This is a genomic window from Mucilaginibacter ginsenosidivorax, assembly GCF_007971525.1.
In the GTDB taxonomy this organism is placed as follows: Bacteria; Bacteroidota; Bacteroidia; order Sphingobacteriales; family Sphingobacteriaceae; genus Mucilaginibacter; species Mucilaginibacter ginsenosidivorax.
On sequence record NZ_CP042437.1, the window covers coordinates 5,425,553 to 5,440,621 of the forward strand.

Below are 15,069 nucleotides of genomic sequence, written 5' to 3' on the forward strand. Positions count from 1 at the left end.
TGATCAATCAGCCAATCTATAATGATTTGGTTGGATAGATAGCTGTCTGAATGATCTCTTGGACTTTCCCAAAGTTTAATGCGATATGATTTTCGTTTTGAAGTATCGTTAAAACAACCTATTGTAACCATCTTAGAAATTCTTCGTCCGAAGGGAAGCCTAAATGATATGGGGGTATCCGATGAACTTGTCTTGAATGTTAATTACCATCGCGAAATGAATAGAATGTAATCTGAAACTTTAATAAATTGACTTATATATGGTTCTGATTGGCAATATACATCTGTAATTATTAATTTCATTTGTACTCGAGCCGAATATTTCGTTAACAGTAAGCGTGCGTGGTATCAGTTATTTGCAGGGGAATTTACTGCCGCTGAAAAAAATGCAAAAGTCGCTATCTCCCTAAATGCGGGATATCATTATGACGCGCAGGAACACCTCGCCGAAGCATTAGCACTGCAAGGCAGGTTTGATGAAGCAACACCCATTTTTTGGATATGAAAAATTGGAAGACCACACCGCAAACTACTTATGTTGAGCAATGTCTTTTTCATCTAAGGAGATTGGGCTTGTAGATTTTGTGATGCTTAAACAGTGGTTACGGGAATTATAATCAATGCAATCCTTATTTTTACAGGCCTTCCAATCTGCAGAACCTTGTCATGAATAACAAATCATCAATAAAAAATAACAACAGGATTGTCCGTGTCAGAAAAGTATTAACCGACAAAATGGTGCTGAGTTACGGCTTACCCATTGCCCTTCTGATACTCTTCCATAAACCGATTGAAGAGATGGTCAGCCTCGCAATCGTCACACCCATACTTTCAAAAGTCGGTTCGACCGCTACCAATAACGTCATTTTCTGGTTGGTTGCTGCGTACATACTTTTACTATTCTTCTCCCGTACTGTCAGCTTCGTCGCCTCTCGTAAAGCGTTCGTCCTGCAGCTGATCATTTGCCTGATTTACCTTCATTACCGTATTGATCAGAATATTTGGGTGTTGCATCCGCTCAGGGGTTACATTCATCTTTATTACACAGATCTCATTTTAGAGATCACGCTGCTCAATGCCTTGTTATTAGGTAAACAAAGCTTTTTGAAAAAGCCCGTGATTAAGGCTGCTAACGGCTTTGACGATGACCGCTCATTGGGGAAGGACAGGCTCGACTTGCTGGGCTATGAACCCTACGTCAGGTCAGTTGCTTCACGCATTAAGCAAAGTCGTCCTGAGACGGCCATTGCCATAGGTATTAATGGCCGCTGGGGAAGCGGGAAAACTTCGTTTTTTGATTTGTTAAAGAGGAACATGGCGGAGGAGCCAATTATTGTGATCAACTTTGATCCCTGGAATTCAATTAGTCCCAAAGCCATCATTCAGGACTTTTTTGATACGGTCCAGCGTGGTATCCGCCCTTACCATTCCCAGTTACCGGCACTGCTTGATATTTATACCGACAAACTTCTTAATCTGCACAGCGAAGGCTGGGGAAAGTTTGCGAAAGAACTGAAAAGCCTTGTCGCGCCCGAGCGCTCGCTCAATGACCTGCACGAGCAGATCAATAAGGAAATTAAAGCGATAGACCGCAAGATTATTATTTACATTGATGATCTCGACCGGCTTGACAAAGAAGAGATTGCCGAAGTTATCCGGCTTATCCGTAATACTGCAAGTTTTAGCAATACGTTTTTTATCGTTGCTTACGACCGCGATTACGTACTCACAGCTATTAAAGCAATGAATGCTTTTAACCACAACCATTTCCTGGAGAAAATATTTCAAATTGAGGTAAACCTGCCGTACTTTCATCCGTCGGTCATACAGCGAAAACTGGCAGATCTGCTCAAGGCTTATTACCCCGAAGGCTATCATGAGGTTATCGAAAAGGAAATTGTCGGTACGGCTTTTGCCTACCCGGACTACTTTCAGGGTTGGATCGAAACCCTGCGAGATGTCACGCGGCTCAGCAATGGTATTAAACTAAACCTTGATAACTTATTAACCGAAGTAGTTTTTTCTGAATTTATCCGCCTGGAAATATTTCGGCTCAAGTTCCCATCCGTTTATGAAGCCTTTTATCGCCGATCGTCCGCCTTCCTGCATATTGATGACAAACATAACGGCACCGAGGGTTATCAGCTTAAAAAAAATGACAGTAATGGCGCTAAACCGCCAACTTTAACGAAAGCGCATACAGCGTTCGAAGCTTTCCTGCAACAAAATGCCTCCCGCTTGTCTGTGGAGGAATACGAAATTCCGCAAATTGTCGCGCTTATCGACGGACTGTTCGGCGTCAATACTTTGACTGCCCGGTTTCGCAGCCATCTTTCCGTAGTCCATCCCAGCCGTTTCGAGCTGTATTTCTCTTACAGTATGTTGGAAGGCAAGCTTTCGGAAGATGATTTTTTAAAGGCGATTAACGGGACATTTGCAGAATTGAAAAAGCAGATTGACGAATGGAACAAGGAAAATTTGAACTTCGAGGTGCTCCGCAGGTTTTTACAACTCAAGTCTTTTAAAGATCGTCATCAATTCGAGACGGTAGTAGAAGGGATCTTTTATTTTGCCCGGCAACCGGACAATAACAGCCAATATGGCTTCGAACATCGTCAGCTTGCCGAACTGCTTAGTGATTACAAAAAGCGGATTTCGAAGGGCTTTTACGACGACAGACACGAAGACTATGCCGCCTTTCTGTACCGCATGTTTGCCGGCGCAACGTCTCCCTACACATTTGACGCCACATTCCTGGAGCACCTGAACAAGAGCTTTGACGAATCAATTTCATTCCCGATTCCGAAGCCTGAACGCCTAAAAATGGTGCTGAAGTTATTTTACAGCTATGTCAGCCAGTTTAAAGCCTGGGATTATCAGCTTTGGAATTTGTACCATGCGTGTTCTTACAAGGAATGGACGCCTACAGGGGGCGGTGCGTATCGAAGCGAAACTATTTATCCCGATGAGGCTAATCAAGTCATGATAGCCACCATTGCCAAGCATATTGACACTTTCCTCCCGGTTATTGTAGATTTTCCGCCTTTCGTGGACGACCGCATGTTCATCAGCGGTGTCATTCCAACCATCTTTGGCAGTTTCGATGCGTTCGGTGATTTTCTCGACAAGTATGATGGGCCTGACAGCGCGGTTATAGCCGAGTTTGGCCAATTTTACCAGGAACTGTCCAAAGAGAATTTTAAAAATGCCGTGCCATTCGATTTCAAAACCATCAAGGTTTCACCCCGTGGCCAAATAACGTAATGATTAGTAATTCGCCTGTGTAAGCATTTCCTCCTGTTCGAAAAGCGATAACCGGTTGTTTACCAAATTCCCGCGTGGTATACCATGTTGTCATCGTTCAATAAAAGCGCTTCCAGGATCACTGCTCCAAGTGTCTGCGTGAACCCGGTTTCCGGCAAACTGTTCAATACATTATTTTCTAAATAGCCCAGCAACTGATCGCCGCCATTAAAAAGGATGAAGATCAATTCCTGCTTATCCGGATAATTCCGGGGCATCGAAGGTGAGCTGCTTATCTTAACGACGTACGTATAGCCCTCGTAACTCGACCGGTCCAGGTTTTCGATAAAGAGGTCGTCAGGTGCCGAGGAAATTTCGAGCCTGATCTCTAAGTTATCGTTCTGGTAAGTAAACCCTACCGTTTTGTCAATTGCATTCATGTTGAATTAAGCCTGCTCTATTTGCATATAAAGTTAAAAATAGTGTCCATCATTTTAGTAAATTTAAAGTTGTTAAATTTTTATTCAATGGATGATGTATACGCGCAACTCAGCAAAGCCTTCTGCAATTTTTCAAAAGACAGCATTATTCTCCTGTTGAGTTCATTGAACGTTTTTCCTGAAAATCATTCGCAGCGTATACGCATAACAACAGCTTTACAAGCTGCTATCAGGATGGAAGCCGGCGACCAGGCAGCGAGAATTTCCCCGGCACAGCTGGCTGAAGTTTTAGAACGGGTTTTCATACCGGGAACTGACGCATGGAATATCGAAGATCCGCAGGAAATTTTATTTACCGAGTTGTTCCTCTTCCATGGGGGAAACTTTATAATATTCCCGGAAGTGTTCGCAGATAGCCATAACGGATTGAGAAATCTGGTCGATACCATATTCATGACCGAAAATAAATTTCCCAAAGCGTTTAAAGAGGAAGTGTTTTTCGCGGTGAGCGCGCTTTTAATCATGAGTGACCAGGTAGCTGCAAGAATGGATTATCGGAGGAATTCGACAAGCCCGGAACGGCATCACGAACCCGTATTTTTTCCTTCAAGGCAACAACAGGAAGCAGGCCTGGCTGCTGTACAATTTTTATACGATGATATATTAAAGCCCGATCTAAACGACATAGCGATCCGGAAGGCCATCATCGATACGTTCACATGTAAGGCCAATTCCCCATTTATCGCTACCGATGATCATATGAATAGCCCGGTCGCCACGCGGCCACTGTACCAAATAGGTAATCAATTGATCATCATTAACTTACAGGGGATTGCAGCAGCCTTAGTACATTTTATAGTCAAAAAGATTCTCCAATACAAAATATTGGATAGTTTTCTGGCGGAATACAAACGAGTGCTCAAAGAACGTGTCAGGAATTTGATCAGGAGGATTGATTTTGATGAAATCGAAAATGTGCCTGCAGTATCAAGTGGACACCCCCTGTTTGAACTCGAGCTGCTTTATAAATTCGATGAGGATAAACTTGCCTGGATCACCATTATTCCCGATCTTTTTAAATCCTATAACACAGAAATATTCTTTACGAAAGAAAATCATTTTATTCCAGCCGAAGTATTGTTAAAGAGAAAAGAGGCTATCAGCGAGTATCTGTTAAATCATTACCCGAACCATGAGGTTTTATATCTCGACGTTTATGCTCCGGTAGGAAGGGAGTTCGCCATTGCCCTCCGGCAGGCCGCGCATAAGATAGTCGCCTTGACGTTCTCAGACCTCCGTTATGTGACGCTTCGGGATTCCGGGTCAGACGGTTTACGGTTCTGGCACTACTTTCGCGCGCGAGAGGACTACGCCCTGCATGGCGAGATCCGATCATTTAGCTTTTTGGACTCCTATGCATATTTCAAGCTCCATGAGGACAGCTTTTATCTGACAGATGAGCACCGGTACCCTTCGGTTTGGATCGATATCGGTTTGGCCAACGACTTCAGAAAAGAGGCTCAGGACAAAACCGATATCCATTTGGTACCTTTAGCGAACGCCCTGGTCGAAGTAGAAAAGCGATTTTCTCACCGGGAAATAAATATCTATCTCCCAAACGAAAGCAATCTTTTGCCCAGACAATATGTAGAAAACGACCACGTTTCTTTCTGGGTACATGTGCAGTTCTCTAAACGCAGTAACCCGGTTATCCGTCAAACAGCCTGGATGCTCATGGAATCAGTTGCTTATTGGTTGTGGGAAATTGGTGAAGAGCTGCAGCGCCCGTTCGTAAATGAAAATCGAATAATTATACACTATGAGCTGATCCTTAAAGATGAGGAGAAATACGCCGGGTATACCTTTGATGAAGCCTGGGATCCGGAAACAGTTTTGCCACTTTTTTCCGCAATGGCAAAGCCGCAGCTCATCGAGATAATTGTGCCTTTTGAACTCGCTTATCTGGTCAATGGCATGAACAACAACAATGATCGGGTTATTTTAAGATGGCTGATTACAGGCTACAATCATTGTCTTTCTTCCCGCGGTTTGGAACAACTTTTGAACGCAGATGAAATCATCGAAAAATATGCGCCGAAGGGAAAGAAAACCATGATGATGGGATTTGACACCCTGAAAAATCCCATGCTGCATGCCCATCAACTTCCTGAGCCCCGTTTCGTTGCGGATTTTGAGATTCAATCCATCCTCAATGATCTTGGGCTTAACGCTGCACCCGGGTATCCGGTAGGAGACTTGGTTACCGTACGGGAGAAAAATAAATTGTCCAATGCTATCGTCGCCTATCATTTTAATGCTCTAAAGGAAATGATTAACAACTTTCCGAGCCAATCGTTATTACATTACCTGCTCGCCATGAACGAGTCCCTTTGGCGCCTTAAACATATGACAGGACAAAAGATAACATCGAGACTGGCCTGTTTTTCACGAGTACCGTCGATGCGGCAAGAGATTATTGACGAAAACCTGGAGATTGAAGAGGCCACGCTGGCACTTCGTTGTCTGATTGAGATCGTGGTCGCTATCCCACCATCGGGCAATAAGATGGTTAACAACAAGGATTATGATCGGATGTTGGCGCTCACTAAAGAAATCATTGTTTGGGGCACTATCAGCGATGAGCTCAATTTTGGGGTCAACGAGCTGGATCTTGGTGTCTTACCGTCGGGACGCGTAGGCTCAGGAAAAAAATTCCTTAATGAATCCATCCGCCCTTATAATGTTGCGAAAAAGAATGAGGCGATAGACGAACGTGTATCGAAAGAGGAGATGCAGGCAGTTGGCACGTCTCCTGTAAAAGAAAAGAGAGACAACAGCACGAGAGAACATGCTTTTGAAGCAGAATTCGGATTCAATTGGTCGACGTATCTTGATATGCTGATGACCTTGGTTGATCAGGGATTTGAGACACCAGATGGGGTTGTGGTACGCAGCAGAGCGTCAATAATTCGCCTGATACAGGAAAGATACCCGCTAAAAGAAGAACTTATCGATTCATTTCTGCAACAGTTCAGCCTTTCAACACGCGGAACATGGGAGACCCTGCCGGACGGCTACCGCATAACCGATATTTATCCCTGGAGATATACAAGAAGTTTATCGCTCATGCGCAAGCCGATTATGGAGATAGTCATCGGGGGGCAAAACTTATTTTATTGGGGAATGCGCCAGGCGTTGCTCTCTTACCAGTACCTGGATGATATCATTTCGGATGGCCGTTATAACGCCCGGAGTGCTGCAATGAAGTCTTATATCAGTACGCTGCTTCATGAAAAAGGGAAACGGTTTACGAGAGCGGTTTTCGCGTGGCTTACTGAAGTTACCGCAGCTGATCACTACATCATTGACCGTGAGGTAAAGATTGACGAAAGGGGCAAGCTTCAAGCGGATAAGAATTACGGAGATATCGATATTCTCATTATCGATTTGAATTTAAAAAAAATCATTTCTGTTGAATGTAAACATGTCACCCCCGCCAGGATCACCAGTGAATTTGCGTCGGAACTGAAAAAGTTCGAATCAGAATGGATTGGCAAGCATTTAAAGCGGCATAAATGGCTGGTTGCTAACCTCGCTGAAATAGTGAGTGTGTATAAATTAATCAACATAGCTGATTATCAGATCAAGTCGATCTTTTTGACCAGTGAGAAAATCCCTTTTCCATTCATTACAAAAAATTATAAGGGACTTCCGTTTTACGATTTTCAAGAGTGGAAACGAAATCCGAATTCGCTAAGTTCATTATAATTGCTTTATAACTACAAAATCAAAACGCAGCGAATATTTTCATGATTGAAGAGCCATGCGGGGGGCGATTCTTAAAATAATGCTGACTAACGACGTCAGCACACCGAAAAGGATCTTCAGGAGTTTCCGGACGTATTTCGACCTTTCCCTAATCGAATTCAATCCCAACCAAAAAGCGGAGTGAGTAAAAATTATTTTCTCACGTTGCGTTGTGAATGCTGAAAACATAAATCCAAGAAATAAATGTTACTTTTGAAATACTACAATAGGTACAAGTTGCATAATCTAGGGGCCGGAAAAAATGTCAAACATTTTGTTACTGATTTGTATCTTGGATGTTTTAATTGATTGATAATCAGTGTGTCATTACTTTCTGTATCGGCAAGTAAGCTGTAAAAAAAATAAATTCAATCTATCTTTAGGGTTCTTAATTGCAGCAAATTACCTGATTTTTTGTCGGCTTCTTATTTTGTGATGATGATTGATTTTTTTTAATCATCACGAAGAACGATTTTATTTTTTTTATTAATTATTGGTTGGTAATCAATAATATATATGAATATGCTGTTATTGGTTAGCGGTATGCTATAAATAGATTTTTTAAATCATGTGATATATTTCGCATAACGCCCGGAAACAAAAATGTTTATATTGGTATGTTATTTGGGTAAGCATGTTCGCCACCAACTCGTTAACTACTTAACTTTCAAAAAATAAATTCAATGGGTCATCAGTTACCAGCCCTTGCCCAACAAGCAGGCAGAAAGGCGAATATCCCAAAAAACTGCTGGCTAACGGTGGCTGTCAATTGCAAATATTTTACAATCCTGTTAGCAATTTTAATGCTGATTTTGCCAGGATTTTGCCCCGCCCAGGAGCTAAAGCAGCAATTGTATACGCAATCAGTTCATCACCAGCCTGACACATCGCGTATTAAGGCTTTATATCAATTGGGCCTTTACTATTTATCGCATTATAATCAAAAAAATCATTTAGATAGTGCGCAGTTTTATTTGAACAAAGCACTCCTGATGGCTACAGCGGCACACCGAAGCACCGAGGTAAACAGGTGTAATTTGCAATTGGGCAATGTGTACCTGGCACGCAATAACCTGCCTTTTGCCGAAAGATACTACACGCTTGTGGCGCAGGCACATGAAGCAAAGCTGGAAACTGCTAAGCAGGCGCAAACGTGGTTGGAATTCGGCGAGAATGTGTTAAATAAAATGACAGATACCGGAAAAAGAAATCCTGAGTTGGCAGCCGAAATAGCCGAAAAATACTATAACCGAGGTATAAGATTGCTGGAAACCACCGGGGATACCGGCGCTCTTGTTGAAAGGGGAATTATTATAGCCACGTTTTTTAGTGCCCGCGGTTATAATCGGTATTACAGGAAAAGGTCTATAGATATCATTAAAAAATTTGAAACCTCCAGCTTTGCCCAGATTAATGCGCTGTGTGCAAATTTATCACAGATTTATAGGGATGAGGGCAATAACAACATGTCGCTCTTTTATTTACTGAAAGCGATGAACCGTATGGACCGGTTACGAGATACAGTTAATAAAGATGTGCTATATGGCGAACTGGCACTGATTTATGACGAACTGGGACAAGTAGACGAAAGCATACAATGGTATAAAAAAACATTGGCGCTACGGGAAAATATACCCAACACATCACCGGCGGGCTTATACCGGACGGCTGGTTTTTTGGCGCTTAACCTCAACAAACGGGGGCGCAGTGCCGAAGGGCTCAGCTACATCATAGATCTGGAAAAAAGGTACCCACCAAAAGACGATGACGTGAGAGGTATGGCCGCCCAGGTAAAGGCATATTGTTATGATGGGCTTATGCAGTATAAGTTAGCCGAAAAATACTACCTGGTAATGATGATGTATTACAGGAACTCGCGTACCGGTTACCTGCGAGAGATAGGTACGTATGATATTGCCAATTTTTATGTACAACAAAAAAAATACAGCAAGGCGGCTTATTACCTGAAAGATTTGAACGAGGGGAATTTTAATTTATCCCGCGAAAGGAATATCAATTTAATGCGTTTTAAAATAGATTCTGCTGCTGGGAAACCCTGGTCTGCTATCAAGTATTTTCAGCAGTATAAACGGTTGAACGATTCGATCTTTAATGCCACAAAAAGCGGACAAATAGAAGAATTGCAAATAAAATACGCCACCGATCAGAAAGAGAGCGACCTTGTATCCGTTACAAAAGACCGGCAGTTACAGTATGAAAAGGCGAACCATGCCACCAACTCACGCAATATTACATTGATAGGTATTGGTGTGCTTTTAATTGTTGTAGGCTTACTTTACAATAGCCATCGCATAAACCAAAAAAAAACTATTGAGATAGATCGTAAGAATAAAGAACTGAACCAATTGGTGAGCGAAAAAGATAGTTTATTGGAAGAAAAAGAATGGCTGATAAAAGAGGTTCATCACCGGGTGAAAAACAACCTGCAAATAGTAATGAGCTTGCTTCAGCGGCAATCGTCGTTTATCAATAATAAAGAAGCGCTGGCAGCTATTCGCAATAGCGAACATCGCATGCATTCAATAGCCCTTATACACCAAAAGTTGTATCAGTCAGATAGTTTAATGCTGGTAAACATGATTGATTACATAAACGATATGGTTGGGTACCTGCAGGAATGCTTTGATTTGGGCAACCGCATCAGGTTTGAGAAATTAGTTGCCGATATCAACTTTGAAGTAAATATTGCCGTACCTATGGGCCTTATTCTGAACGAAGCTATTACCAATTCAATTAAATATGCTTTTAACGGTCATCGGGATGGTTATATACGGGTGGCCCTTGAGCAAACCGGGGAAAACGATTATTTATTGGAAATAGCCGACAATGGCCGGGGCCTTGCCGTTGACATTGACCTGGAGAAAATGAATTCGATGGGGTTTAATCTCATGCGGGGTTTAAGCAAACAGCTTGGTGGAAAATTATCGGTGTCAAATGCTCATGGGCTGGTTATAAAAATAGCATTTCATACACGCTAAAATTATAAAACAACACTTATTAAAACAACGATATATCGTTGTTTTGCAGCTAAATATCGCTGCCATCGTTACACGGTAACATATTTTACGTAGGCCGCAAAATAAAAATACATCTCAATTTGTAATTGTGTTTGCTAATAAAAATCTGGCGGCTATTACGCTAAGTTGTGGCAGGGTTTATGAATAAGCATTCCCCTCAGTTATAACCTGCCGCCGGAACGGCAATAATTATCGAGGTAATGGATTTTAAATTTTAAATGACAGCCAGGTTTAATTGCAGATCCGGGAAACTTCATCAACAAGTTGCCGGATGCAGAAGCAATTGGCTATTAACAATAAATTATGCTTAAAGCGACGGTTCTTCTGTCATTATTTATTGCTGCAACCTATCCAAGCTTTTCCCAAACGGCGCCTAAGGATAAGGTAAGCAACCTGCTTGCCCAATTACAAACGGCCAGGCCGGATACCAATCAGCTAAACATTCTTCACCAACTTGGAAGCTATTACCTTGAGCGGCACTTCAGGTTAAACAAGCCCGATCTTGACAGCGCTTTTGTTTTTTTTAAAAGGGAGAACAGCTTAAGCACAAAGTTGCATGTGGAGGCTGGTTCCGGCCGCTTAGAAAGCCTGTGCAGTTTAGGTACAGTTTACCTCTCGAAGAATATGCTCGACAGCGGAAAGGCATGTTTTATGCAGGTAGTAGATTTTTATAAAAAAAAGGGCAACAAACAACAGGAAGCTGATATATGGGAAAGGTTTGGTAAAACAACCGAATTGGCAAACTGGCCCCTTGTGCCCGCAAATTTGGCAACAGAAGTAATTGGGGCGTACAACAACGCTATTGCTTTATTTATAGCTACCAATGACAGGCAGCGTGAAATTATGGCCAGGTACAACCTTGCCCACGGGCATTTTAAACTCGGCCTTATATATTTGGCCGAAAAAGATTGCATACAAGCCATTGAGAAATACGGGAATAGCTCATTTAGCAATATGGAAGCTATTTATTTTATCCTGGCCCATATCCACAGGTATCGTGGCAATATGAATAAAGCGCTTTTTTATATCTTAGAAAGTATAAGGTGGATAGATAAAAGTCGCGATACCACCAACCTGCCGGCAAAGCAAGCTGTACTTTTTGGCGAGTTGGCCGAAGTATACGATGCACTCGGGCAAACCGATAACAGTATTACCTGGTATAAAAAAACGCTGGCCCTGCGCGAAAACCTTCCTTTACCGCTTCAGCAAAAATACAGGACAGCCGGTTTTATTGTTAAAGGGCTGATAAAGCAGAAAAGATATTCTGAAGCGCTTGCCCTTACGCTTGGCATAGAAAAAAGGCACCCGCCGGATGATAATTACGATAAAGCTATTATTACACAAATAAAGGCTTATTGTTACGAAGCTTTAAAAGACTATAAAAATGCAGAAGCTGCCTATGTTGAAATGATGAGGCTTTATCCCAAAACCAAATCGGACGAGATTGTTTCTTTGGCTAAATATGATATTGCCAAATTTTATATAGCGCAAAAAAAATTTGATCGGGCCGCATTTTACCTTGATGAAAACATTCCCAAATATGCCGCTGTCACCAGGGCCAGGGACTATCACTTTATAGTTTATAAAATTGATTCAGCAAAAGGGGACTATTTATCGGCACTACAGCATCAATATTTATTTAAGCAGTTTAGCGATTCTATTTTTAATAGTAATAAAAGCAGGGAAATTCAGGAGTTGCAGATTAAGTATGAAACTGAGCAAAAGGAACGCGATATCAAATTCTTAACAAAGGAAGGCCAACTGCAACATGAAAAGGCTGTACGGGCCAACAATACGCGCAACCTTACCCTGGCAATTAGCGTGCTGCTTATTTTTTTAATATGCTTGATTTTTAATAGTTACAGGATAAAACAGCGAACCAACGTGGCGCTGAACGCGCTTGTTAATGAAAAAGATAAGCTATTGGCAGAAAAGCAATGGCTGCTAAAAGAGATCCATCACCGGGTAAAAAATAATCTGCAAATAGTAATGGGGCTGTTGCAGCGGCAGTCGGCCTATATTGATAATGACGAGGCGCTGGCCGCCATACAGAATAGCGAAAATAGGATGCACTCCATTGCGCTGATTCACCAGAAACTGTACCAGTCCGAAAATCTCGACCTGATTTGTATGCAGGAGTATATTGATGAAATGATCAGTTATTTAAAAGACAGTTGCGGCCTTGATAACCGTATTTTGTTCGAAAAACAAATAGATGAACTTTATTTGGACGTGGCGCAGGCAGTGCCGCTTGGTTTAATACTGAACGAAGCCATCACAAATGCCATTAAATACGCTTACAAACCCGATGAGGCCGGTACTATTTATATTTCACTGGTTAGTAAAGCCGACGGGAACAACCAGTTAACTATAGCCGATAACGGGCCCGGCCTGCCTGCTGCCTTTAATATAAATAAAGTTGAATCGTTAGGTATAAATTTAATGCGGGGATTGGCCAAGCAACTGGGCGGAAGTTTTGATATCATCAGCGAACAGGGATGTATAATAAATATTGATTTTAAAACAGAAATATTTAACAGGGTTACAGCAAAACAGAAATAACACTAACTTAGAAGGTCATGAATAGGAAAAAAATTCTTGTTGTTGAGGACGAGTTTATTATTGCAGATGTATTAAGCAATATCCTGAAAACTGCAGGCTACGACGTTTGCGGTATTGCCGACAGCGTGACAGAAGCGCTGGAAATGATTGATGAATTTGCGCCGGGATTTGTATTGCTGGATATTTATTTAAAAGGGAAGCTTACAGGCATAGATCTGGCACATCGTTTAACCGAAATAAATACCCCGTTTATTTATATTTCGGCCAACTCCAACCAAAAGGTTTTGGAGGCTGCAAAGGTTACCAACCCCTATGGTTTTGTAATTAAGCCATTCCGCGAAAAAGATGTATTAATTGCTTTGGATATAGCAATGTACCGTTATGAAAACCAACTGGAAAATGGTTTGCGTCAAATTGCCGTATTACAAAAAAAAGCCGCCGAAATACTGGCTTCAACAATTGGCTGGGAGCATAAAATATTGCAGATAGGCAAAACTTTACAACCCTATATTCCCTTTGAATTTTTGTCGGTAGGTATGAAACAGGAGGATACCGGGAGTTTTTATGAAATCGGCTTTTCGAGGATAGGTTTTGATGAATACCAGTTGATAGGCGGTACAGAATTAATGATTGTTACCAACCACAAGCAGCATGAACTGGCCAAACTAAAGGCTAATGACCTGACCGACCTGATAGCAACCTGGTATGACGAAAATGAATTGGAAGTTTTGCTGAAAAAACCATCGTTAAAAAAATTGTTTGCCGATACGTACAACTTAAAGTCGCATTTGTCAATGCCTATTTCATTAAGCGATGGCAAAGTGTGTTATTTTAATTTTTATAGCCGCCGGCCGGACGCCTACCAGGCCGATCACTTAGTGTTATGCAACAGGCTGCAGCTTCTGTTAACCAGTTTTATGGAAAGTATGCGGCATGCGCCTAACAGTCCACTTATTAACAAGTTAAGTGATTATACCCCAAAGCAGCAGGTTAAAGCAACAGAGCAGCCAAATCCTTTCAGCGGTATTATTGGCAGTAGCCATTTGTTGTTAACGGTGTTTGATAATGTTGTCCAGGTGTCTAAATCAAATTCATCGGTACTTATTTTGGGCGAAAGCGGTACCGGCAAAGAAAAAATAGCAGAGCGTATTCATTCATTATCGCTCCGAAAAGACAAACCTTTCATCAGGATAAATTGCGCGGCTTTACCCACATCGTTAATTGATTCTGAACTATTTGGCCACGAAAAAGGGGCATTTACAGGTGCCCACGAAAGAAAAATTGGACGGTTTGAACAGGCGCATACAGGCACTATATTTTTGGATGAAATAGGCGAATTGCCGCTGGAATCGCAATCGAAATTGCTAAGGGTATTGCAAGAAAAAGAAATAGAACGCATTGGTGGTCGTGTTACCATCAAAACGGATGTGCGGATTATTGCGGCTACCAACCGTAATTTGGATAAAGAAGTGGCCGAGGGCCGTTTCAGACTCGATCTTTTTTACCGTATCAATGTTTTTCCTATACTAATGCCCCCGTTGCGCGAACGAAAAGAGGATATTGCCGACCTGGCCAGGCATTTTTTAAACATCTACGCCCGTAAAACCGGTAAAACTGTGCGCGGCATATCTCCGCAGGTTTTGGAGAGTATGAAACGTTACCATTGGCCGGGCAATATCCGCGAGCTGGAAAATTTAATAGAGCGTAATGTATTGCTAACACGCGATGACATGATTAATAGCATGGTGTTGCCTACCCAGTTAGAGCAACCTATAGCTGTTATGCCTGCCGAAACCGTGGTTACCACCATGATTGAAGGAGAACGCGCCCACATATTGGCAGCGCTAAAAAAGTGTAACGGCAAAATATGGGGAGAAGGCGGAGCGGCCGGTTTACTCAATATCCCCCCAACCACACTCAACTCTAAAATGAAAAAGCTGGGCATTCGGAAAGATTTTGGTACGTAGGCAGGGAGCAAAA

6 protein-coding genes are annotated in these 15,069 nt (G+C 42.0%); 5 read left to right on the forward strand and 1 reads right to left on the reverse strand.

What is annotated here, in order from left to right; genetic code table 11:
* Positions 1-665 precede the first annotated feature (665 nt).
* Positions 666-3,263 (forward strand): KAP family P-loop NTPase fold protein, encoded by a 2,598-nt coding sequence (locus FSB76_RS22670; RefSeq protein ID WP_147057419.1) that lies wholly within the window; start codon positions 666-668, stop codon positions 3,261-3,263.
* A gap of 59 nt (positions 3,264-3,322) precedes the next feature.
* On the opposite strand, the gene FSB76_RS22675 is transcribed toward FSB76_RS22670, so the two are convergent.
* Positions 3,323-3,682 carry a hypothetical protein gene (locus FSB76_RS22675; RefSeq protein ID WP_147057421.1) on the reverse strand — a complete coding sequence of 120 codons (360 nt, stop codon included), beginning with the start codon at positions 3,680-3,682 and terminating at the stop codon, positions 3,323-3,325.
* Positions 3,683-3,769: 87 nt separating this feature from the next.
* On the opposite strand from FSB76_RS22675, the gene FSB76_RS22680 reads away from it, so the two are divergent.
* From FSB76_RS22680 to FSB76_RS22695, 4 genes are all read left to right on the forward strand, one after another.
* A complete protein-coding gene (locus FSB76_RS22680; RefSeq protein WP_147057423.1) occupies positions 3,770-7,450 on the forward strand; it encodes a hypothetical protein in 3,681 nt (1,226 codons plus the stop codon).
* 842 nt (positions 7,451-8,292) lie between these two features.
* A complete protein-coding gene (locus FSB76_RS22685; protein WP_225976283.1) occupies positions 8,293-10,488 on the forward strand; it encodes a sensor histidine kinase in 2,196 nt (731 codons plus the stop codon).
* 342 nt (positions 10,489-10,830) lie between these two features.
* Positions 10,831-13,089 carry a tetratricopeptide repeat-containing sensor histidine kinase gene (locus tag FSB76_RS22690; protein ID WP_147057427.1) on the forward strand — a complete coding sequence of 753 codons (2,259 nt, stop codon included), beginning with the start codon at positions 10,831-10,833 and terminating at the stop codon, positions 13,087-13,089.
* 17 nt (positions 13,090-13,106) lie between these two features.
* Entirely contained in the window at positions 13,107-15,056 is a 1,950-nt protein-coding gene (locus FSB76_RS22695; RefSeq protein WP_147057429.1) for a sigma 54-interacting transcriptional regulator, read from the forward strand.
* The last annotated feature ends 13 nt before the right edge of the window (positions 15,057-15,069 follow it).